This is a genomic window from Mycobacterium sp. pR1184, assembly GCF_041287235.1.
Taxonomy (GTDB): Bacteria; Actinomycetota; Actinomycetes; order Mycobacteriales; family Mycobacteriaceae; genus Mycobacterium.
Window position 1 is genome coordinate 93,727 of sequence record NZ_JBGGKR010000008.1, and the last position, 20,126, is coordinate 113,852.

Annotated in this window: 21 protein-coding genes; 7 read left to right on the forward strand and 14 right to left on the reverse strand. The window is 66.3% G+C overall.

Going from position 1 to position 20,126, the window contains the following annotated elements; all coding sequences use genetic code 11:
* Window positions 1–33 precede the first annotated feature (33 nt).
* Genes ACAG21_RS15885 through ACAG21_RS15905 form a run of 5 tightly spaced genes read right to left on the reverse strand, consistent with a single transcriptional unit; the run spans window position 34 to window position 4,477 of the window.
* Entirely contained in the window at window positions 34–1,236 is a 1,203-nt protein-coding gene (locus ACAG21_RS15885) for a thiolase family protein (protein WP_370497086.1), read from the reverse strand.
* A complete protein-coding gene (locus ACAG21_RS15890; protein WP_370497087.1) occupies window positions 1,233–1,673 on the reverse strand; it encodes an acyl dehydratase in 441 nt (146 codons plus the stop codon). Before ACAG21_RS15890 ends, ACAG21_RS15885 begins: the two co-directional genes overlap by 4 nt.
* Window positions 1,674–1,680: 7 nt before the next feature.
* Window positions 1,681–2,181: a MaoC family dehydratase gene (locus ACAG21_RS15895; protein WP_370497088.1), complete on the reverse strand. Its 501-nt coding sequence runs from the start codon at window positions 2,179–2,181 to the stop codon at window positions 1,681–1,683.
* Window positions 2,174–3,295, reverse strand: coding sequence for an acyl-CoA dehydrogenase family protein (locus ACAG21_RS15900; RefSeq protein WP_370497089.1), 1,122 nt, complete (start codon window positions 3,293–3,295; stop codon window positions 2,174–2,176). Before ACAG21_RS15900 ends, ACAG21_RS15895 begins: the two co-directional genes overlap by 8 nt.
* Before the next feature lie 3 nt (window positions 3,296–3,298).
* The gene (locus tag ACAG21_RS15905) at window positions 3,299–4,477 is read right to left on the reverse strand and encodes an acyl-CoA dehydrogenase family protein (RefSeq protein WP_370497091.1); all 1,179 of its coding nucleotides are present in this window, start codon (window positions 4,475–4,477) and stop codon (window positions 3,299–3,301) included.
* A gap of 231 nt (window positions 4,478–4,708) precedes the next feature.
* Between ACAG21_RS15905 and ACAG21_RS15910 the strand changes: the two genes are divergently transcribed.
* The gene (locus ACAG21_RS15910) at window positions 4,709–4,873 is read left to right on the forward strand and encodes a hypothetical protein (protein WP_342927614.1); all 165 of its coding nucleotides are present in this window, start codon (window positions 4,709–4,711) and stop codon (window positions 4,871–4,873) included.
* Window positions 4,874–4,904: 31 nt separating this feature from the next.
* On the opposite strand, the gene ACAG21_RS15915 is transcribed toward ACAG21_RS15910, so the two are convergent.
* Window positions 4,905–7,613, reverse strand: a complete 2,709-nt coding sequence (locus ACAG21_RS15915; protein WP_370497092.1) for an FHA domain-containing protein — start codon at window positions 7,611–7,613, stop codon at window positions 4,905–4,907.
* 84 nt (window positions 7,614–7,697) lie between these two features.
* Between ACAG21_RS15915 and ACAG21_RS15920 the strand changes: the two genes are divergently transcribed.
* A complete protein-coding gene (locus ACAG21_RS15920; RefSeq protein WP_370497342.1) occupies window positions 7,698–7,937 on the forward strand; it encodes a hypothetical protein in 240 nt (79 codons plus the stop codon).
* 34 nt (window positions 7,938–7,971) lie between these two features.
* On the opposite strand, the gene ACAG21_RS15925 is transcribed toward ACAG21_RS15920, so the two are convergent.
* Window positions 7,972–8,979, reverse strand: a complete 1,008-nt coding sequence (locus tag ACAG21_RS15925) for an alpha/beta hydrolase (protein ID WP_370497093.1) — start codon at window positions 8,977–8,979, stop codon at window positions 7,972–7,974.
* 185 nt (window positions 8,980–9,164) lie between these two features.
* On the opposite strand from ACAG21_RS15925, the gene ACAG21_RS15930 reads away from it, so the two are divergent.
* Window positions 9,165–10,010, forward strand: a complete 846-nt coding sequence (locus ACAG21_RS15930; protein ID WP_370497094.1) for an SDR family NAD(P)-dependent oxidoreductase — start codon at window positions 9,165–9,167, stop codon at window positions 10,008–10,010.
* 4 nt (window positions 10,011–10,014) lie between these two features.
* On the opposite strand, the gene ACAG21_RS15935 is transcribed toward ACAG21_RS15930, so the two are convergent.
* The 3 genes from ACAG21_RS15935 to ACAG21_RS15945 all read right to left on the reverse strand — a co-directional run bounded on the left by ACAG21_RS15935 (window position 10,015) and on the right by ACAG21_RS15945 (window position 13,350).
* Window positions 10,015–10,521, reverse strand: a complete 507-nt coding sequence (locus ACAG21_RS15935) for an isoprenylcysteine carboxyl methyltransferase family protein (RefSeq protein WP_370497095.1) — start codon at window positions 10,519–10,521, stop codon at window positions 10,015–10,017.
* Between the two features lie 118 nt (window positions 10,522–10,639).
* Complete coding sequence (locus tag ACAG21_RS15940; RefSeq protein ID WP_370497096.1) at window positions 10,640–12,874, reverse strand: molybdopterin-dependent oxidoreductase; 2,235 nt, start codon at window positions 12,872–12,874, stop codon at window positions 10,640–10,642.
* A gap of 50 nt (window positions 12,875–12,924) precedes the next feature.
* Window positions 12,925–13,350, reverse strand: coding sequence for a PPOX class F420-dependent oxidoreductase (locus tag ACAG21_RS15945; RefSeq protein WP_370497097.1), 426 nt, complete (start codon window positions 13,348–13,350; stop codon window positions 12,925–12,927).
* Between the two features lie 185 nt (window positions 13,351–13,535).
* On the opposite strand from ACAG21_RS15945, the gene ACAG21_RS15950 reads away from it, so the two are divergent.
* From ACAG21_RS15950 to ACAG21_RS15960, 3 genes are all read left to right on the forward strand, one after another.
* Window positions 13,536–13,718 carry a hypothetical protein gene (locus ACAG21_RS15950; RefSeq protein ID WP_370497099.1) on the forward strand — a complete coding sequence of 61 codons (183 nt, stop codon included), beginning with the start codon at window positions 13,536–13,538 and terminating at the stop codon, window positions 13,716–13,718.
* A 54-nt stretch (window positions 13,719–13,772) separates the two neighbouring features.
* A complete protein-coding gene (locus tag ACAG21_RS15955; protein ID WP_370497100.1) occupies window positions 13,773–14,213 on the forward strand; it encodes a nuclear transport factor 2 family protein in 441 nt (146 codons plus the stop codon).
* A 149-nt stretch (window positions 14,214–14,362) separates the two neighbouring features.
* A complete protein-coding gene (locus ACAG21_RS15960) occupies window positions 14,363–15,223 on the forward strand; it encodes an alpha/beta fold hydrolase (protein ID WP_370497101.1) in 861 nt (286 codons plus the stop codon).
* A gap of 27 nt (window positions 15,224–15,250) precedes the next feature.
* Here the strand turns inward: ACAG21_RS15960 and ACAG21_RS15965 are convergent, their stop codons facing one another.
* Genes ACAG21_RS15965 through ACAG21_RS15980 form a run of 4 tightly spaced genes read right to left on the reverse strand, consistent with a single transcriptional unit; the run spans window position 15,251 to window position 18,801 of the window.
* Complete coding sequence (locus ACAG21_RS15965) at window positions 15,251–15,736, reverse strand: nuclear transport factor 2 family protein (protein ID WP_370497105.1); 486 nt, start codon at window positions 15,734–15,736, stop codon at window positions 15,251–15,253.
* 10 nt (window positions 15,737–15,746) lie between these two features.
* Window positions 15,747–16,397 carry an SDR family oxidoreductase gene (locus ACAG21_RS15970; protein ID WP_370497107.1) on the reverse strand — a complete coding sequence of 217 codons (651 nt, stop codon included), beginning with the start codon at window positions 16,395–16,397 and terminating at the stop codon, window positions 15,747–15,749.
* Entirely contained in the window at window positions 16,394–17,197 is an 804-nt protein-coding gene (locus ACAG21_RS15975; protein ID WP_370497108.1) for a mycofactocin-coupled SDR family oxidoreductase, read from the reverse strand. The genes ACAG21_RS15970 and ACAG21_RS15975 overlap by 4 nt, the downstream gene beginning before the upstream one ends.
* Window positions 17,194–18,801: a flavin-containing monooxygenase gene (locus ACAG21_RS15980; protein ID WP_370497109.1), complete on the reverse strand. Its 1,608-nt coding sequence runs from the start codon at window positions 18,799–18,801 to the stop codon at window positions 17,194–17,196. The genes ACAG21_RS15975 and ACAG21_RS15980 overlap by 4 nt, the downstream gene beginning before the upstream one ends.
* Before the next feature lie 139 nt (window positions 18,802–18,940).
* Here ACAG21_RS15980 and ACAG21_RS15985 point away from each other — a divergent pair, with 139 nt between their 5' ends.
* Window positions 18,941–20,125, forward strand: a complete 1,185-nt coding sequence (locus ACAG21_RS15985) for an acyl-CoA dehydrogenase family protein (RefSeq protein WP_370497110.1) — start codon at window positions 18,941–18,943, stop codon at window positions 20,123–20,125.
* Window position 20,126 lies beyond the last annotated feature (1 nt).

The window sequence follows — 20,126 nt, forward strand, 5'->3', positions numbered from 1 at the left end:
TCGGGAACCGGGCGGGGTTCGGTACTCAAGGCGTCAGTCCCCCCGCATGATCAGCGCGACCTGCTCGCTCATGATGCCGCCGTTGCCGGTCACGAACGCGGTGTGACAGTCCGGCACCTGGGCGTCGCCGGCTCGTCCCATGACCTGGCGCGCCCCGTCGACGACGTGATGCATGCCGCCGGCCATGCCGGCCTGACCGAACGACAGCTGACCGCCGGCGGTGTTGAGCGGAAAGTCACCGCGGTAGGTCAGGTCGTGCCCGGCGACCCAGGACATGCCATCGCCCTTGGCGCAGAAGCCGGCATCCTCCAGGCTCATCAGCACCGTAATCGTGTAGCAGTCGTAGATGGAGGCGATATCGACATCGGATCGGGCCAGCCCGGACATCGCAAATGCCTTGTCGGCGGCCCGCGCGATCGGGGTGTGCAGCAGGTCCTGCGCGTAGGTCGGCGTCTTGAACGCGATGTGCTCGCCAAAACCCTTGATCCACACCGGGCGATGACGGCTGCGGCGGGCGACGTCGGCATTGGCAAGCAAGACGCCCACTCCCCCGTGCACGCGCATCACCGTTTCGAGCATGTGGATCGGATCGGCGATCATCGGGCTGGCAAGCACGTCGTCGACGGTGATCGGGGTGCCGTGGAAAATCGCGCCAGGATGCGCACAGGCGTTGGTGCGCTGGTCCACCGCGATCTTGGCGACCGCTGCGGGGTCATAACCGAACTCCGCGGCGTAGCGCTGCGCGATCTGCGCGTAAGGTGCGTTCTGGCCCAGGTTGCCGTACGGAATTTCGAACTCGGCCTGCGGTGACCCATAGTTATTCGACGATGCCCCAAACCAATTCGGCGCCGGCGTCGGGCGTTTTTCGGATTGGGGCACCGCCGCGGACCCGGGCACCACGGCAAGCACCGCCTCGCAGATGCCCAGTTCGATCGCGGCGGCAGCCCGCCAGATCATCCCGGCGGACGTCGCCCCGCCCAGGTCGACACGTTCGCCGAAATCCATGGGCAAGCCCAGGTATTCGCACAGCGTCGCCGGGGCGAACATCGTCGATTCCGCCACGCCGTGGGTCAGCAGACCGTTGATGTGCACCGGATCGACGCCGGCATCCTCGACCGCCATCTTCGCCAGCAGCGCGTACTGGTCGAGGGTGAACAGCGCCGGCCCGGCCGGACGACGCTGCGCCGGCAACTCCGCAATACCGACGATCGCCGCCTCGCCCCGCAATCCGGTCACGACGGCGTTCCGCGCAGCGGCAGTTCGACCGTCGCGGTTCCGGGCATCAGGACCGTGTCGTCGCGGCGGCCGCTGATCTCGAGATCCACCAGCCCGGCGCCGTGGGTCAGGCGCTTGCCGGTGACGACTGCGCCGAACGTCAGCGGTTGGCCGGGCGACGCCGTGGCCCGGTTTTGCACCGAAAAGCAGACCAGACGACCGCGACCGCCGATCCAGTCGCCGAGCGCGCGGGCCAGCAGCGCCGCCTGTAGTGGGCCGTGCACCAACACGTCGTCGTAACCCTCCACGTCGCGGGCCCACTGTTTGTCGTAGTGGATGCGGTGACCGTTGTAGGTGGCGGCGCTGAAGAAGAACAGCTGGGTCTCGTCGGTGGTGACGGTCAGCGTGGGAATCTGCTCGCCGATGCCGACGTCGTCGTAATACACCTGTCCAGTCATCACATTCCTAGGGTCGGGCGATCATCGACGTCGAGGCTTCAGCGACCAGCTCACGGTGCTGGTTGTGGTACACCGTGTGCCAGGTGACCAGAACGAATTTGCCGGAGCGGCCATGCTTTTCGACGATGGACTCGATGGTGCGCACCATTTCGACCTCGTCGCGGTGATAGGCCGGCAGATGAAAGGTGAAGCTCTCCCCACCGGCCATCCGTTTGGGCGCCCGCGGAAACGCCAGACTGCCCGAAACCGCACCCGAGGATCCGTCGGGCCGCAACGAATCGAGGCGCGCTACGCCGAGTACCGCGTACTGCAGATACAGCGGCGGGCAGAAGATGTCGCGAAACCCGTTGGCGCGGGCATAGTCCGGATCGAAGTACAGCGGATTGTGGTCACCGACCGCAGCCGCCCAGCGCTGCCAATCGCGTCGATTCACTTCGCCGGCCGCGGTCGCGGCGACGGTACCCACGCGCGACGCCGACTCGGCATCGATCAGGGTGTCCTCACTCACCGATTTCCTCCAATGTGTCCTCCAGCCAGGCCGCGGCGACATCTGCCCCGCCGCCGAGAGTTGAACCGAGCCTTGCCCGTTCGGTCCACAAGTGCAGATCGGTTTCGGTCACATAACCGATCCCGCCATGCAGTTGATGCGCATCGAGCGTGACGAGCCGGGCCGCCGTCGCGGCATGCATGCGCGCAATCGCGGTTTGCCGGGTCGCCGACTGTCCTCGCGCGATCCAGAAGACGGCGGAATGCGCGGCCAATCGTGCGGCGGCCACGGCAATGTGCATGTTGGCGATCAGATGCTGCGCCGCTTGGAAGGAGGCGATCGGACGGCCGAACTGATGACGCAGTTTGGTGTACTCGACGGTGCGGTCCAGCACCGCGTGACCGACCCCGACCAGGTCAAGTGATCCCAGCGACACCGCCGCATTGGCCAAGCGGCGCAACGCGGTTCGATCCGGTGTGATGCCGGCGAGCAGCTCTTCGGCACCGACCGCCACATCGTCGAACCGGACCGCGAACCCCCGATACCCACCCGCCATGGCCAGTGGATGCATGTTCACCCCGGTCGCCCGGGCGTCAACGGCGAACACCAGCGTGCGCTCGCCTGCCGCGGCTGACACCACGATCAGGTCGGCGATGTCGGCGTCGGCGACATAGTCGGCCATCCCGTTCAGCCGCCATCCGGATGAGTCTGAACGCGCATGCAGCACCGGCGAGACATCGGAGGCGTCACGGACATTCCACAATGCCGTCGCGCCGCGGGCCGTCCCGCCTGCCAGTCGCGGCAGCCACGTGGTCTTGGCCTCCGGCGAGCCGAGGTGGTCGATCACGAGCGCTGTCGTGATGGTGCTGTGCACTGCCGTCGGGCACAGCGCGCGTCCGGCCTCGGTAGAGAACACGGCAAGGTCGTCGAGCGAGCCACCCGACCCGCCGTACTCCTCGGCGACGGCGAGCCCGAACACACCGGCGTCGGCCAAGGCCTTCCACAGCGCCGGGATACTTCGATCGGCGCCGGGTTCAGCCAGCGCACGCACCAGACTCGCCGGGCACTGCGCGGCGAGCAGGGCGCGCACCGACGCGGCGAAGTCGCGCTGTTGGGCGGTGGGGACCGCTTTCACGCCTCACCGCCCATAGGAAGGCATTCCATGGCCACGCTGGGCGATCACGTCGCGGAGCACCTCGTTGGTGCCGCCACCGAAGCGCATCAGCGGAGCGGCTCGGTACAGTCGCTCGAATGTGCCTGCCCGCGGCGCGCTTTCGCTGCGGTGGGCCAGCAATCCGTCGGGGCCCAGGAGATCGAGCGCCAGTTCGGCGATGCGCTGCCGCAGTTCGCTGGTGAAGATCTTCTCGACGCTGACCTCCACCGTGGGGATCACGCCGCTGTCCAGGATCGAGGAGGCCTCGTAACCCATCAACGTCGCCACCTCGACGTCGGCCTCGGCCTGCGCCAGTCGACGCCGCAGGCCGGCATCGTCGGCGGGCACCGAGCCGTCGCGTCGCGGGCTGCGGGCCAGGTCGCGTAACTCGTCGACCGCACGACGCAGATCGCCCGCGTTGGTCAGTGCGGCGCGCTCGAGATCGAGCGCGCCGGTGATGTAGGTCCAGCCGCGGTTGATTTCTCCGATCAGATTACTGACGGGGACTCGCACGTCTTCGAAATGGACCTCGTTGGTGCGGTAACCCGACCATGCGTAGAGCGGGCGGATCGAAATCCCGGGGCTATCGATCGGCACGATGATGACCGAAATCCCGCGATGGCGCACACTGGCCGGATCGGTGCGCACACAGAGCCACTCGTGGGTGGCGCGCTGCGCCCCGCTGTTCCAGATCTTGCTGCCGTTGATCACCCAATGCTGGCCATCACGCGTCGCGCGGGTCCGCAGGCTCGCTAGGTCGGTGCCGGCCTCAGCCTCGGAATAGCCTACGGCACAGATCATTTCGCCCTTGGCAATCAGCGGAAGCCATTCGGTCTTGTTCTGCTCGGTGCCGTGTCGCATGATCATCGGGGCCACCGAGGTGACCGTGAGGTCGGGGCCGGGCACGCCGGCGTATTCGAATTCGCTCATCAGCAAGTGTTGATGCACCGCGCTTAACCCAAGACCGCCGTACTCGCGCGGCCAGTTCAGTCCGAACCAGCCCTTCGCGCCGATCTTGCGGCGAAAACGGGCCACCTCGCCATTGGGGAATTCGAGATCGTGTTCGCTCAGTTCGGCCCGTAATTCCGGGGTGACGTTCTCGGAAAGGAATTCCCGAACCTCGCACAGCCATGCGTATTGGCCGGCGTCGAGTTCGAAATCCATTCCGGCCCCTTTCGTATGGCCGCGTCAGCGTAACGCCGGCGCAAGATTTCGCCCGCCATTTCGCACTGACGTTACGCCCGGCCGGGCCCGGACCTGTGATCACCCGTTCACCGGGACGGTCGTTCTGTAAATACGCTGTCAAGCTCCCGTTAAAACCCGTCGGCCGCAGCGCAGAAATAGGGCCGGGCTGGGATGATCTTGAAATTGACGGATCGAAGATCGGGAGCAGTCATGCCGACTATTGAGACGCGCCTGCGCCAGGAGTTGCGCGACTATGCCGTCGAGTTGCGTCGGCTGGCGTACACCCTGCCCCAGGGAATAGGCGAACACGATCTCCTTCGGCTGTCGGATCGGATGCACGCCGCGTCCGAGCAGACAGTCCGCAAGGGAGCCTAGCCAGTCACCGGCGCCGCCGGACCCGCGTGGTTCAGCGCCCGCCCTTGAGGCGAATCTTCCAGCGCACGAAGCCCAAGTAGAAAATGCTGATCGCGATCAGCATGGCGAAGTTGAACCACCATGTGCCGGCATTGTGGTGCCACAGTGCGTCCTTCGGGACCTGAGGACCGGGTTCCAGTTTGGTCAGGTCGATGGTGGACGCCGATGCCGCAAATCCCCAACGGGCCGGGGTGGCCCACGACATCTGGTCGAGCCCGATACGGCCCGTGACCGGAATCATGCCGCCGGAGAACACCAGCTGCGACATCACCGCGACCACCAACAGCGGCATGATCTGGTCGTTGGATTTCGCCAGGGACGACAACATCAGCCCGAGCATCGCCGAGGCGACGGTGGTCGCCGCGACGTCGACGAAAAGCTCCAGCGGAGCCACGCCCAGGGCCGCGGCGCCGCGGGTCGGTCCGCCCTTGCCCAGCAGCGTGATGATGGTGACGATGCCCGACTGCACGATCGCGAAGACGGTGTAGACGCACACTTTCGCCAACAAATAGGCGCTGGTGGACAGGCCGACCGCCTGTTCTCGGAGAAAGATGGCGCGCTCGCCGATCAGATCTCGGATCGTCAGCGCGGTCCCCATGAACACCGCGCCGACGTTGAGCAGCACCAGGATCTGGCCCGGCTCGGTGGGCGCGTCGCCCATCGGATTCGGGATGCCGAAACCGACATTGCCCGGCACCGACATGGACAGCGAACCCATGATGAACGGCAGCAGGGCGAGGAACAGGAAGTAACCCCGGTCCGAGACGATCAGCCGGATCTGGCGGCGCGCGATCGTGGAGAACTGCCGCAGCAGACTCGTGTGCGACGGATCGCCGATCTCGGCCGGCTTCTCCGCCGGCGGCGGTGGCGGCGGCGGCCCGGTGCGCGCCAGGTAGTTCGCCTTGGCCGCGTCGGGGTCACCGGCGACCGAACTGAAAATGTCGGCCCAGTTCGTCGTCCCCATGGACGGACCTATCTGAGACGGCGGCCCGCAGAACGCCGTCTTTCCGCCGGGAGCCAGCAGCAGCACCTGGTCGCAGACGTCGAGGTAGGTCAGCGAGTGGGTGACGACCAGCACCACGCGTCCGGCGTCGGCCAACTGTCGCAGCATCGTCATGACCTGACGGTCCAGCGCCGGGTCCAGACCGGACGTCGGCTCGTCGAGGATCAGCAGCGACGGCCCGGTCAGCAGCTCGAGGGCCACCGAGGCGCGCTTGCGCTGTCCGCCGGACAGCTTGTCGACGCGGGTGTGCAGGTGCTGGGTCATCTCCAGCTCCTCGAGGACCCGGGCGACGACCTGCTCACGGTCGGCCTTGGTGGTATCGGGTGGCAGCCGGAGCTCGGCGGCATATCCAAGTGCCTGCTCGACAGTCAGCTGACCGTGCACCACGTCGTCCTGCGGCACCATCCCGATCCTGCTGCGCAGTGAGGCGTATTCGGCGTGAACGTTGTGACCCTCGAACGCGACCGTGCCGTTGGTGGGGTGGGTGTAGCCGGCCACCAGCCGGGCAAAGGTTGACTTGCCCGCGCCGGACGGACCGATCACCGCGGTGAGCGTTCCGGGACTGGCGCCCAACGAGATGTCGTCGAGCAGTGTCTTGTTGTTTTCGATCGTCCAGGTCACCCCGCGCACGTCCAGACCGCCGAGGCGGGTCTGCGCGGCGGTGTCGGCGTCCCGGCGGGCCAGCGTGCCGCCGGCGAACACCAGGTCGATGTTGCCGATCGTGACGACGTCGCCGTCCTTGAGCACCGCGGAGTCGACACGCTGACCATTGACGAAGGTGCCGTTGATGCTGCGGTTGTCATGGATCTCGGTGCCGGTCGGCGTCGGGATCAACGTCGCGTGGTGGCGCGAGGCCAGGACCTCGGGAATGACGATGTCGTTGTCGTTGGCACGACCGATCTTGATCGCGCCCGGCGTGTCCACGCCCGCCTTGCCCGGCCGCAGAATCTTCATCATCGACGTCGCCAGGTTCGAGCCGTCGCCGCCACCGACGCGGCTCGTCAAGGCGGTCGGAGGGTCGACGCGCGCGGTCGGCGGAGCCTGCGCCGGCTGCGGCCGGTAGATGTGCGGCGACGACATCGGTCCGCTGGCGGGGCCCGCCGGTTGTGTGCCGGTCGGGTGATGCTGCTGCGCGGGCCCGCTCGGTTGCACACCGGTCGGGTATGTCGGAAGGGGGCCTGACGGCGTGCCGGATTGCGGCGGCGGCGTCGGATACGTCGGCAACGGCCGGGACGGGCTCGCCGGTGGCTGCGGTGGCAGGCCCTGCGACACCGAGCCGGTCGGTGGACGCCCTTGAGCCAGCCGCGGATCCGCCGACCCGGTTACCGGGTTGACGATGGGGATCGACGTCGTCAGCGGGGGTGTTCCCGCCACACCTTGATGCCGTCCGACCTCGAAGGTCACCGTCGGCCCATCCGGGTTGCCGATGTTGACCCGCTGGCCGTCCTGGATGTCGACGGCAGGGACCCGGCGATTGTTGACGTACAAACCGTTAAGGCTGCCGTTGTCAATGGCGATCCACCGGCCCTGATCGAAGCGCAGCACCAGGTGTATCCGGGAAATCAACGGATGCGCAACGCGGACGTCCGCCCGCAAGTCACGCCCGATGACCACATCGTTGCCGGGTGCAAAGGTCCGCTCGGATCCCTCGTACCGCACGGTCAGCACAGGTGGGGCTGCTCGGCTCACGAGCCCCACTGTATCGGCGTCGGGGCCAAATCGGGGACTGGTGGCCGATACGCGTTGCCGTCGGTGTCCGTTTGCTGCTCTGGCCAGGTGAGAATGCAGCCGGGTTTGGGTGGTGGCGGCCCGGGTAACCCGACGCGCATGCACGAGAACGGTGAGTTCCCCGACGACGTGCCCGTTGCCGACGCCATTGAGCAACAACGCACGACCGACGAGTCTGCGCCGAACGCGGCCTGGCCCGACGAAGCCGATGTGCCCTTGGAGGCAACGGATTCCGATTGGCACGAGCAACAGCAGACGGTCCTCGACGACTCGGACTTCGAGGAATCCGACTAGCCTTGCGGCACCGCCGATTTCGGTACGAACCGCACTATCCCGCGGCGGCGGTGACGTGCCCGCTGCGTCGGCGCCAAGATCCGGCCGTGACTTCCTTGACGAAATCCCCGAGGTAGCGGATGGCCCGCCTCCCCTCGGGCAGCACATCGGCCGCCAGCGGAAAGTCATGGATCTGGCCGTCCCAGACGTGCAGATCGCAGCGAATTCCGTTGGCTTCCAAGCGTTCCGCCATGAGCTCGGCGTCGACCAGCAGCAATTCGTCGGCGCCCGCATGAATGGCCACCGGCGGTAGTGCTGACAGATCGGCGTCGACGGGCGAGACGACATGACCCGCGGAGCTACCCGGGCCGTCCGGGAGCTGGACTTCGCCCAGATAGCGCGAAAAGATCGACAACGCCCCGGCGGTGAACATCGAGCATCTGCGGGCGTTGCGGTGCTTGAGTTTTCGCTCCGGATTCGCATCCGTGAAGGGCGACACGGTGGCGACCCCCGCCGGCGTAGCGAGCTGCGTGCGGATCGCAGCCAGTGTTGTCATAAAAGCGAGATATCCGCCCGCCGAGTCGCCGGCAACGACCACCCGATCGGCGTCGTAGCCGTGCTGCTGCAGCCAACGCAGTCCGCAGAGGCCGTCGTCGATCGCGTCGGCGATCTGGTGCGACGGAAGCTTTCGGTATCCGACGATCAGCACGCCGGCATCGGCCGCCTCCGACAACCGAGTTACCAGCGCCCGGTGCGTGTTGACCCCACAGGTGAGGAAGGCGCCGCCGTGCAGGTAGAGGATGGCCCGCGTCGGGGATACGCCGGGGGCGCGAACCCATTCGGCGTTGCACTGGTCAAGGCGCACCGTTTGCACCGTCGCCCCGCAGCGATGAGGCAGCAAACCCACCAGTGCGTCGATATGCCCCAAGGGCCAATGCAGATTCGGCTGCAGCGCCCAAGCTCGGACTGCATTCTTCACGAGCACTCGACTGGCCAACGAGACGGCGATCGATTGCGGACTGCGACGATGGTGAAAGTGCCGCTTAATCGGTTGGGTAACCATTTATTGACCACTCCTAAGAAGTCGCAGAATACCCACACCGACGGGCAATAACCGCAGCTAAACCGTCGTAAATTGCTGCGTTCGTCACCGTTTGCGGGTACTGAATGCGGGTATCCGGAGGTTGCCTTGTGCGCCGGCGCTGGCCTCGATGCCGATGAATTTCGCGAATGCTCGAAGATATGAGCATGGAACAGGCAACCGACGCCGGTGCGCTGCTAAGCGATCGGGTGGCCGTGGTAACCGGCGGCGGTGGCGGCATCGGTGCGGCCACGGCGCAGCTGTTCGCCCGCCACGGTGCCCAGGTCGTGATTGCCGATATCGACGCCACGCTCGCGGAGCAGACCGCCGTCGAGATCTCGGCGTCGGGCGGGGTGGCGGTGCCGATCGTCGCCGACGTCCGCGACGCCGATCAGGTTGCCGCCCTGGCTCGATCGGTGCTCGATCGGTTCGGCCGGATCGATGTGCTGGTGAACAATGTCGGGCATTGGCTGCGTCACCCCGGCAATTTCGTCGACACCGATCCGCAACTGTGGGACGAGCTCTACCGGATCAACCTGCACCACGTCTTCCTGGTCACCCACGCTTTTCTGCCGGCGATGATGCGTCAACGTCGCGGGTCGATCGTCAACGTCTCCTCGGTTGAAGGGCTGCGCGGCTACCCTGAGGACCCGGTTTACGCCGCGTTCAAGGCGGCCGTCATCCATTTCACCCGCAGCCTCGCGGTTCAGGTGGGCCGTGATGGTGTGCGCGTCAACGCGATTGGCCCCGATGTCACCGAGTCGCTCCAGGTGCCCTACTCGCAGTGGTTGTCCGCCGAGGAGCAGGCGCAGTGGCCGCAGTGGGTTCCGGCCGGACGGATGGGGCTGCCTGCGGACCAGGCCCGCGTGATCCTGTTCCTGGCCTCGGATCTGTCGGACTTCGTCACCGGCCACACCATCCCCACCGACGGGGGCACCGGCGCGGCGGGCGGATGGTTCCGTTCGTCGCGGCGGCCCGACCGGGAGTGGACGAACCGGCCCATCGCGCCCTGATCGCTCAGACGTAGGTCAACGCCGCGTTCTCCAGACGGATTCGCACGTTGAGCAGCGCCGCGTTGGCAATGCTGAAGACGATCGCCGTCAGCCAGGCCGAATGGATCAGCGGCAGCGCGACGACCTCCGCGACGACGGCGATGTAGTCGGGATGACGCACCCATCGATACGGACCACGCCGAACCAGCGGCGCTCCCGGGATCACAATCAGCCGCGGATTCCAGTGCCTCCCCAGCGCCGCGGCGCAGCGCCAGCGGACCACACAGCTGAGCGCGACGACGGTGAGCATCGGCCATCCCAGCCAGGGCACGAATGGGCGTCCGAGCGCCCAGACTTCCACCACACATGACACCAGCAGCAACGCGTGCAGGCTGACCATCGCCGGGAAATGGTCGAGGCCGAGTTCCTTGCCGCCGTGGGCGATTGACCACTTCGCGTTTCGGTGTGCGAAGACCAGCCCGATCAGGCGTTCAACGCCGATCAGTGCGATGAACAACAGGTAGTAATACATGGCGTCTCCCCCTTCCCCTGGCGTTCTGCCTAGAGCAACGAGGATCCGCATTCCACGGTTCAGCAAATAGCGCGAGCGGCAACCAGCTCACCGGGCGCACGCTGTGGCGGCGGGTTTGTCAGCCGGTCGGGGTGGCCTCGAAGCGAGCTTGGTCCTCGAGGACGGTCACCGGTATCCCGTTGAGCGCGCCGTTACCGGACGGCTCGTCGACAAACGTCGGTATTGAGAGCGCATTGGTGTTGGCGCCCGGTGAGCTGTTGGCGACCGACATGCGCGTGCCCGGCTTGCCGTGTCCCCAACCGTGCGGCATCGATACGACACCGGGTTTGATCGCATCGGTGATCTCGACGGGCACTTTGATCTCGCCTGCCTCCGATTTCACCGTGACGACGTCGTTGTCGGACACGCCGCAGCGCGCCGCGTCGTCGGGGTGGATCAGCAGCGTGCACCTGTCCTTGCCCTTCATCAGCGCGGGCACGTTGTGCAGCCAGGTGTTGTTCGAGCGCAGATGCCGGCGGCTGACCAGGACCAACGGCTCGGACGGGCGCTGCATGCGCGCTTGGAGCCGGGGCAGGTCGTCGAGCAGGTACTGCGGAGCCAGCCGGATCTTCTTGTCCGGGGTGCCCAGGATCTCGGGGAGCTGCGGCACCATCGGTCCGAAGTCGATGCCGTTCGGATTGGCCTTGAGCAGATCCAGCGTCAGCCCGCCCGGATTCTTGCCGTACTGGTCCCCGAAGGGACCGGTACGCAGCGTGAGGTCCAGCATCCGCTCGGGGCCGCCGTGCTGATACAGCTTACGGATCTCAGCGCCGTCGAGCCCTCGCGTGAACGCCAGGTAATCGAAGAAGCCGTCGTCGATCGCGGCGACGTCGACGTCCTCGGCCGGTGTGCCGGTGCACAGCCCGGTCAGCCGTATCAGGATCTCCCATTCGTGCGGGCGATCACCGGGATCGAACACCGGTGCCGAGTAATTCGCGATGCTGTGGATCGCGAAAAGCAGGATCAGGTCGTCGTGATGGGGCTGCTCGAGCGGTGACAGCCCGGGCAGGATCACGTCGGCGTGCCGCGTCGTCTCGTTGACCCAGAGGTCGATGGAGATCATCGCTTCCAGCATCGGCAGCACTTCGTCGAGCTTGTCGCCGCCGGGCGTGGACAACACCGGGTTGCCCGCGACGGTGATCAGCGCCTTGAGTTGCCCCTCGCCCGGTGTGGCGATTTCCTCGGTCATGCAGGACACCGGGGCCTGCCCGAGCACCTCCTTGGCGCCGCGCACCCGGGTGTGCCAGCGGCCGAATTCCGGCAGGCCGCCCTCCAGGCCTGGCAGCGGCTGCGTGGTGATCGACCAGGCCGCAGGCTTGGGGAACATCGCGCCGCCGGGCGTGTCGAAATGGCCGGTCAAGATGTTGATCACGTCGACCATCCAGCTGGCTAGACTGCCAAATTCCTGGTTGCACAAGCCAATTCGGCCATACACCACGGATTTCTCGGCACCGGCGATTTCGCGCGCCAGCCGCCGGATGGTGTCGACGTCGATGCCGGTGACATCGCTGACCCGCTCGGGCGGCCATTTCGCGGCAACTTCGCGCATCGTGTCGACACCATCGACATGCGGGCCGGGATTCACCAGGTCCTCGGCAAAGAGCGTGTGCGCGACCGCCAGCAGCAGTGCCGCGTCGGTGCCGGGCACGATCGGCAGCCACTCGTCGGCATGCGCGGCGGTCTGCGTACGCACCGGATCGATCACGATCACCTTGCCGCGTTGGCGGATTCCGTCGATCAGGCCCATCACATCGGGTGCGGCCAGCAGTGAACCCTGCGACGCGGCGGGGTTAGCGCCCATGATGACCAACAGGTCGGTGCGCTCGATGTCGGGCACGGGAAAGTTCCACCAGAGGCCGTACATCAGGTGTGACGACAGATTCTTCGGCCATTGATCGACCGTCCCCGGCGAATACGTGACCGGTATCCCGGACATGCCCATCAGGACGCCGGCGTAGCGGGCCAGCGAAAACGAATGTGCCAGCGGGTTGCCGGTGTAGGCGGTGACCGCACCGATCCCGTACTTCTCGATCACCGGCGTCAGCAGCTCGGTGCAGCGCCGAAACGCCGCGTCCCAGCTGACCTCCTGCCAGGCCCCGTCGACCTTGATCATCGGGCTGCGAACGCGATCCGGATCGTGATGCACCGCGCCCAGCGACACGCCCTTCGGGCAGAGATGTCCGCGGCTCCACACGTCGTCACGGTTGCCGCGAATGCCCGTCACTACGCCCGCTTCGACTTCAATCTCCAAGCCGCACATGGCTTCACACAGCGGACAGGTCCGAATATGTTTGCCGTCAGCTCCCGGTTTCATGCACTCACTGTATTGCGATACTCCGGGTAGCGGAAGTGGCAAAGTCCGGCTCAGGACACCCAGGGCCCCATGCCGCCGACCTTCTCGATGCGGATGCGGTTGAGATATCCCGGCGGAGCGTCGTCCGGCGGGAACTGCACATCCGGACTCCCCAGCTGCGCGTCGAGTTCCCTCAGCAATTCCGGGGCGCCGCCCTCGACAATCCGCGCCGTCCCGGCGATTGACAGGTATGGCCGGGGCCGGATGCCCTGGTCGTCTATCGCCACGATCGTCACCGCCACCCGCGGGTCCTTGCGGATGTTGCGCAGCTTCTTGTAGTCAGCGAGGTGGGCGCTGACGAGTTCGTCGCCGTCCGGCGTGGACTGCAAGGCGACCCAGACCAGGCTGACCTGGGGGCTGCCGTCGGGATTGATGGTGACCAGGGTGGCGTCGACACCCTTGCCGATGAGATTTCGCGCGGCGTCGTTGAGTTCCATGCGTTGTTCTACGGCCTCGCGACACGATTCATTCCCGCTCAGGACGCCGCAGCGTGTAACCGGCGACGCTATTCCTTGAGAGACATTTGAATCTGACAAGTTACCTATACATCGACGAGGCATCCGCCCTAGCGTCATGTACGACCGAACGACCTGCCCAGGAGCGAGGAGCCGGAGGCGCGGCCATGACCGATCAGCAGCCCCCGATGAACATCGAGTACCTTCGACGTGAAGTGCTCGCCCGGATAGACGCGCACCCGCTCGACGACTGGTCCCCCGCCCTATTGCGGGCCATGATAGCCGTTTTTGACTTGAACGGCGTCATGCCCAAGCCGCTGCACCGCTTCCAGCCTCGCATCGTCCAGTAGGCCACCTGACTAAGGTGCTGTGGAGTACCTGCGGTCGGGTGAGGAGTCACGGGGATGCAGATGTGGGAGCTGGTAGCCCGCGAGGAGATCCGTGACACGCTCGCCCGATACAACTGGTCGGGTGACGCGGGCCGACTCGACGGGCTTGCCGAGACCTTCTGCGTCGACGGCGTTCTCGAGATTCGTGGTGCTCAACCTCTGCGTGGCCGATCCGAGATCGTCGCATTCCTCGGCGGTGTCACCGGCAAGCTCGCCGTCGAGGCGGACGTCAAGCCGGTCGTTCGGCACAACGTCGCCAACATCTCGTTCACCTCGTTGACCCCCGACGAGGCTCGAGTGTCGAGCTACTTCACCGTGGTCACCCACATCGGGCTCGACCATTTCGGCCGCTATCGCGATGTCTTGGTGCCCGACGGCGGCAGCTGGCTGATCAAGCACCGCAAGGTGTCGACGGATTGGGCAGCCGCCGGTTCCGTGATGGCCAGGCCGTCGTGAGTCCTTGGCGCACAGCCGTTTTCGTCGCGCAGTGTGCGTCGGGGTCGCCCTGAGCGCGCACTCAACGCCGTCAGTGCACACTCGACGCGGTGACCGATCAGTGGAACGCCCGATCATGGGCTCCGGCCCGACATGGCAGGGTGGCATGCGTGTCCAATACCTCCGTCGAGCATGACCTGCGTGAAATCACCACCCCGAAGGGCGCTTTGCGCTACTACGACTGCGGCCCGGATTCCGGTCCCGCGCTGCTGTTCCTGCACGGGTCCGGCCCGGGGGTCACCGGCTGGCGCAACTTCCGCGTGATCCTGCCCACGTTCGCCGAGCACTTTCGCTGCCTGATCCTGGAATTCCCCGGCTTCGGGGTCACCGACGACTTGGGCGGCCATCCGATGGTTACGGCATTCGGCGTGGTGTCGCCGTTCCTGGACACGCTCGGAGTCGAGAAGGCGCACATCGTCGGCAACTCGATGGGTGGCGGCGTCGGCATCAACTTCGCCATCGGTAACCCGGACCGCGTCGACCGGCTGGTGACCATCGGCGGCATCGGCACCAACATCTTCAGTCCCAGCCCGAGCGAGGGCATCCGGCTGCTGCAGGAGTTCGTCGAGGACCCCACCCGGCAGCGTCTTGTCGACTGGCTGAAGTCGATGGTGTACGACCAGGCCCTGGTCACCGACGAACTCATCGAGGAGCGTTGGCAACTGGCCACCGATCCCGTCACGCTGGACGCCGCGCGCCGGATGTACGGCAAGGCGGCCTTCTCCGCGATGAACTCCGCGATGGCTGCCTCGGACCGGCCCTTCCCGTGGGCGACGATGCATAAGCTGGCCGCGCCCACGCTGCTGACCTGGGGCCGCGACGATCGGGTGAGCCCACCCGACATGGCGCTGATCCCGATGCGCACCATTCCCAACGCCGAGCTGCACATCTTCCCGAACTCCGGTCACTGGGCCATGATCGAAGCCAAGGCGGCCTTCGAAAGTACGGTCCTGGCCTTCCTGTCCCGTTAGCGGCGATCGCGAGGGGTTGCCGTCCGATTAAGGCGCTCCCGCAAGGCCTTTCAGCAGCAACGCGTGGGCGTCGGGATTGCCGTCGAGCACCCGGCTGGTGCGGGTGGTGATCTGCCACTGCTCGTCGATGCGGCGCAGCGCGAAATGGTGCGCGGTGGCGCGCCACACCCGGTAGGACCCTTTTTCAGACCCGTCGCGGACCAGCACCAGGGACTCGCACACCGCCACCGCCTCGTCGCCGGTGACCGTGACGACGCACGGCCCGAGGAAATGCGAGCATCCCTTCTGCACCAATTTCTGGTGAGCTGGCGAGCTGATCATCGCGTGCACATCGGCACGTCCTTGCATCCGCCACCCGTCGACGTCGTACACGCCGTCGGTCGCCCACAGCCGCGCGCTGGCATCCGGATCACCGGCGTCGACCGCGGGTCCGTAGGACGCGATCAATTGCCTGATGTCGCGGTCGTCCTCCAGCCGTCGCAACCGGGCCAGCAGTTCCGCCACGTCGGTCATCGTCGTCTCCTCATCGCTGGGTGGCGCCCGCGTCGACGGGCAGGACGATCGCGGTGATGTAGCGCGCCTCGTCGGAAGCCAGAAACAGCGCGGCGTTGGCGACATCGACCGGGTCGATCCACGGCACCGAAAGCATATTCATCGCCGCCGCCGCGGCCTCGGCGAATTCCGACCGACTCGGCGGCCGCGCCAAGTCGGGTCGAAACGCGCTGCCGACGGCGTCATTCTGGATCATTGGTGTGTCGACGTTGGTCGGGTTGATGCAGTTGACCCGAATGTTATGTGGCGCAAGCTCATTGGCCAGACTGCGCATCAGCCCGACTACGCCGTGCTTAGCGGCGGTGTAATGGGGGACGCCGAGCAGGCCGCGCAGCCCGGCGATCGAACTCGTCAGGACCATCGAGCCGACACCGCGCGCGATCAGATGCGGCGCCGCGGCCCGGCAGGTGTGCCAGACTCCGGTGAGGTTGACGTCGAGCATGGTGCGCCAGGCGCTTTCGTCCAGGTCCACCGCCATGCCGCGGGGCCCGCACACATCCAGTGCCACGATGTCGGCGTCCTCCTGCGCGAACCGCAGGGCCTGGGCGCGACCTATCCCCCGTGCCGCGCCGGTGATCAGCGCAACTTTCCCGTTGAGACGCCCTTCGGCCGTCAGGGTCATGTCGTCTTCTGGGTCAGGCCGGCGTCGACGACAAGCTGGGTGCCGGTGATGTAGCGGCCCTGATCCGATGCCAGGAACACGACGGCGTTGGCGATGTCGACGGGCTCGACCCACGGGACCGGCAACAGGTTGCGCGCCTGCAGTACCTCGGCCGCGTCGGCCGCCGTCGGCTTGGCCAGATCGGGCCGCAGCTTGCGGTACATCGCCTCGTTGAGCACCATCGGCGTCGCGACCGGGCCGGGATGCACGGTGTTGACCCGGATGCCGCGCGGTCCCAATTCGTTGGCCAGCGTGCGGGCCAACCCGACGATCGCGTGCTTGCTGGCCGTGTAGTGCGCGGTGTTCGCGGTCCCGCGAAGACCGTTGGTGGAGCTGATCAGCACGACGGATCCGCCGTTGGCGCCGATGTGCGGCACACCGGCCCGCACGGTGTGCCAGGCCCCGGACAGGTTGATGTCCAGCGTGCGCTGCCAGACCTGCGGGTCGAGTTCCCAGGACGGAGCGCCCGGGAGGTGGACGCCGGCGTTGGCGATGATGACGTCCAGCCGGCCCAGCGCGGCGACACCGCTGTCGATCGCTGCTGTCACGGCTGCCAGATCGCTCACGTCGGCGAAACCCGTGACGCAGCGCCGGCCGCGACTTTCGACTTCGGTTGCGGTGCCGGCTAACTCGTCGGCGAGGGTAGTGACGTCGAGGGCGATCACGTCGGCACCCTCGTCGGCGAAGCGCTCACAGTGCACCCGCCCGGTACCTTTGCCGGCGCCGGTGACCACGACGACCTTGTCGAGTAATCCAGTCATCGTTTGATTAGATCGAACCCGCGGTAGCCGGCGTCGGCCACGTCGGCGCAGATGTCGTTATAGGTGGCGAATCCGCCCACGAATAGCATAAATCCCCTGGGCTTTCCGGGCACGTTGGCGCCCATGTACCAAGAGTTTGCCTTGGTGAACAACGTCGTCTCGGCGCGTCGTGCGCATTCGGCGCCCCAGGCGTCCACGGCGTCCACGGTGGCCTCGATGGCGGCGCAGTCGTGGCTGTCGAGGAAGCCGATCGCCTGGGCGATCCAATCCACTTGCGCCTCGGCGTGCAGCACCATGTTCGCGAGCACGGCGGGAGCTCCCGGGCCCGATATCAGGAACAGATTGGGAAAACCGTCGACGCCCAGCCCCAGATAGGTACGCGGCCCATGGGCCCAGTCCTCGCGCAGTGTGGCAGCGTCGCGCCCGACGATGTCGATGCTGCCCAGCGCCCCGGTCATCGCGTCGAAACCCGTTGCCAGCACGATCATGTCGAGGTCGTAATGCGCGTTGCTGGTGGTGATGCCCGCCGGGTCAATCGATTCGATCGGTGTGTCACGGACACTGATCAACGTGACATTGGGTCGGTTGAACGTCTGAAAGTAGTTGCTGTCGGTGCAGATTCGCTTCGTGCCGATCGGATGATCGGAGGGGATCAGCAGGTCGGCGACGGCCGGGTCGTCGATCACCGCCCGAACCTTCTGCTCGTAGAATTTTCGCGCTTCCTCGTTGGCTTCCAGATCGGTCAGCTGGTCCGGGAAGGTCTTCGAGAACAGGACTCCGCCCAGCTGCCAACGTCTTTCGAATGCCGCGCGCCGCTCGTCCGGGCTGAATTGCATCGTGGGTTTAGCGGCGGTGAGGTGCGGCGATCCACCGGCGCTGCGCCACGACAAGTCACGCCGCTGCGCGTAGCCGGCCTTGATCTGGTTGAGCGCCGCGGCCGACAGCGGTGCATTACCGGCCGGGACGCTGTAGTTGGGAGTGCGCTGGAAGACGTACAGGTGCGCGGCTTGCTCGGCGATGATCGGAATCGATTGAATGCCCGAGGAGCCGGTACCGATGACCGCCACCCGTTTCCCGGTGAAGTCGACGGGTTCCCGCGGCCAGTGCGCGGTGTGGTGGATCTGGCCGGCAAAGCTGGCCAGCCCAGGAAAGTTCGGGGTCATCGCCGCCGACAGGGGCCCCGTCGCCATCAGACAAAACCGAGCCGAGAGCGTCAACCCGGTGTCGGTACTCAGCGTCCAGCGCAGGGTCGTCTCGTCGAGCACCGCGGAGACGACGCGGGTGTCGACAACGATGTCGCGACGCAGGTCGAGTTTGTCGGCGACCCAGTTCAGGTAGTCGAGGATCTCTGCCTGGGTGGCGTATTTTTCCGTCCAGTTCCACTCCTGCTGGAGTTCGTCGGAGAACGAGTAGCAGTAGTCGACGCTTTCGACATCGCAGCGCGCGCCGGGATACCGGTTGTAGTACCACGTTCCGCCGATCTCGGGAGCGGCCTCGAGTACCCGCACCGAGAGTCCCTGAGCGCGCAGCTTGTGCAGGGCATACAGGCCGGCGAACCCGGCGCCCACCACGATCACGTCGAGAGGATCAGTCACGAGCAGCACGCTATTGGCCGGTTGGCCGCTTCGCGCCCGGCTTCCCGGTCATCGGACACGTATTTGCGTCCGCTCATCGGGATTTCCTTTGGGACGGGCGAGGACTGCGGTAGACCATTACTTAGCCCACACACGTAAGGACAACGATATGAGCGACCGGGTACTCGACCGGGTGGTGGCCATGGCGGACCAACTGCGCGACCAGGCCGCCGAGGCTGAACGAATCGGCCGGCTTACCGACGACACCGTCAAGCTGATGAAGGGCGCCGGGCTGATCCGGCTGCTGCAGACCAAGCAATACCAAGGCTTCGAGGCCCACCCCCGCGAATTCGCCGAGACGGCGATGGCCACCGCGGCGCTGGATCCGGCGGCGGGCTGGATCGTCGGCGTGGTGGGTGTGCATCCCTACCAGTTGGCCTACGCCGACCCGAAGGTCGCCGCCGAGATCTGGGCCGACGACGTCGACACCTGGATGGCTTCGCCATATGCGCCGCAGGGTGTGGCGAAGCCGGTCGACGGCGGGTACATCTTCAACGGCCGCTGGCAGTTCAGCTCGGGCACCGACCATTGCGACTGGATCATTTTGGGTGCGATGCGCGGTGACGAGAAGGGCGTTCCGTTGATGCCGCCGCAGATGCTGCACATGATCTTGCCGCGCAAGGACTACGAGATCGTTGAGGACTCGTGGAATGTGGTGGGGTTGCGGGGAACCGGCTCCAAGGACGTGATAGTCAAGGACGCGTTCGTGCCGAGCTACCGGACCATGGACGCGACGAAGGTCATGGACGGCACTGCCCAGCGCGAGGCCGGGATGACCGAGCCGCTGTATCTGATGCCGTGGTCGACGATGTTCCCGCTGGGCATCTCCGCCGCGACGATCGGTATCGCCGAGGGCGCGCTGGCCGCGCATCTGGACTATCAGCGCGAGCGGGTCGGTGCCACGGGCACCGCGATCAAGGACGACCCGTACGTCATGCACGCGATCGGCGAGGCCGCGGCCGACATCAACGCCGCGCGCCAGGAGCTGCTGGCCAACGCCGACCGCATCTACGATATGGTCGCCGCGGGCAAGGAGGTGTCGTTCGCCGACCGCGCAGCCGGGCGCCGCACGCAGGTGCGCGCGGTCTGGCGCGCGGTGTCGGCCGTCGACGAGATCTTCGCCCGCTCGGGCGGTAACGCGGCACGGATGGACAAACCGCTGCAGCGGTACTGGCGTGACGTCCACGTCGGCCAGATGCACGCCATCCACGTCCCCGGCACTACTTACCACGCCGCGGCGCTGAGTTCTCTGGGCGTCGAGCCGCCCGAGGGCCCGCTGCGGGCGTTGATCTGAG

Excerpts from the sequence above, each read along its gene's own strand:
- ACAG21_RS15890 (WP_370497087.1), bottom strand. The coding sequence starts at position 1,673 with ATGACTGGACAGGTGTATTACGACGACGTCGGCATCGGCGAGCAGATT.
- ACAG21_RS15905 (WP_370497091.1), bottom strand. The coding sequence starts at position 4,477 with ATGGATTTCGAACTCGACGCCGGCCAATACGCATGGCTGTGCGAGGTT.
- ACAG21_RS15910 (WP_342927614.1), top strand. The coding sequence starts at position 4,709 with ATGCCGACTATTGAGACGCGCCTGCGCCAGGAGTTGCGCGACTATGCC.
- ACAG21_RS15920 (WP_370497342.1), top strand. The coding sequence starts at position 7,698 with ATGCAGCCGGGTTTGGGTGGTGGCGGCCCGGGTAACCCGACGCGCATG.
- ACAG21_RS15925 (WP_370497093.1), bottom strand. The coding sequence starts at position 8,979 with ATGGTTACCCAACCGATTAAGCGGCACTTTCACCATCGTCGCAGTCCG.
- ACAG21_RS15930 (WP_370497094.1), top strand. The coding sequence starts at position 9,165 with ATGGAACAGGCAACCGACGCCGGTGCGCTGCTAAGCGATCGGGTGGCC.
- ACAG21_RS15935 (WP_370497095.1), bottom strand. The coding sequence starts at position 10,521 with ATGTATTACTACCTGTTGTTCATCGCACTGATCGGCGTTGAACGCCTG.
- ACAG21_RS15940 (WP_370497096.1), bottom strand. The coding sequence starts at position 12,874 with ATGAAACCGGGAGCTGACGGCAAACATATTCGGACCTGTCCGCTGTGT.
- ACAG21_RS15945 (WP_370497097.1), bottom strand. The coding sequence starts at position 13,350 with ATGGAACTCAACGACGCCGCGCGAAATCTCATCGGCAAGGGTGTCGAC.
- ACAG21_RS15950 (WP_370497099.1), top strand. The coding sequence starts at position 13,536 with ATGACCGATCAGCAGCCCCCGATGAACATCGAGTACCTTCGACGTGAA.
- ACAG21_RS15955 (WP_370497100.1), top strand. The coding sequence starts at position 13,773 with ATGCAGATGTGGGAGCTGGTAGCCCGCGAGGAGATCCGTGACACGCTC.
- ACAG21_RS15965 (WP_370497105.1), bottom strand. The coding sequence starts at position 15,736 with ATGACCGACGTGGCGGAACTGCTGGCCCGGTTGCGACGGCTGGAGGAC.
- ACAG21_RS15970 (WP_370497107.1), bottom strand. The coding sequence starts at position 16,397 with ATGACCCTGACGGCCGAAGGGCGTCTCAACGGGAAAGTTGCGCTGATC.
- ACAG21_RS15975 (WP_370497108.1), bottom strand. The coding sequence starts at position 17,197 with ATGACTGGATTACTCGACAAGGTCGTCGTGGTCACCGGCGCCGGCAAA.
- ACAG21_RS15985 (WP_370497110.1), top strand. The coding sequence starts at position 18,941 with ATGAGCGACCGGGTACTCGACCGGGTGGTGGCCATGGCGGACCAACTG.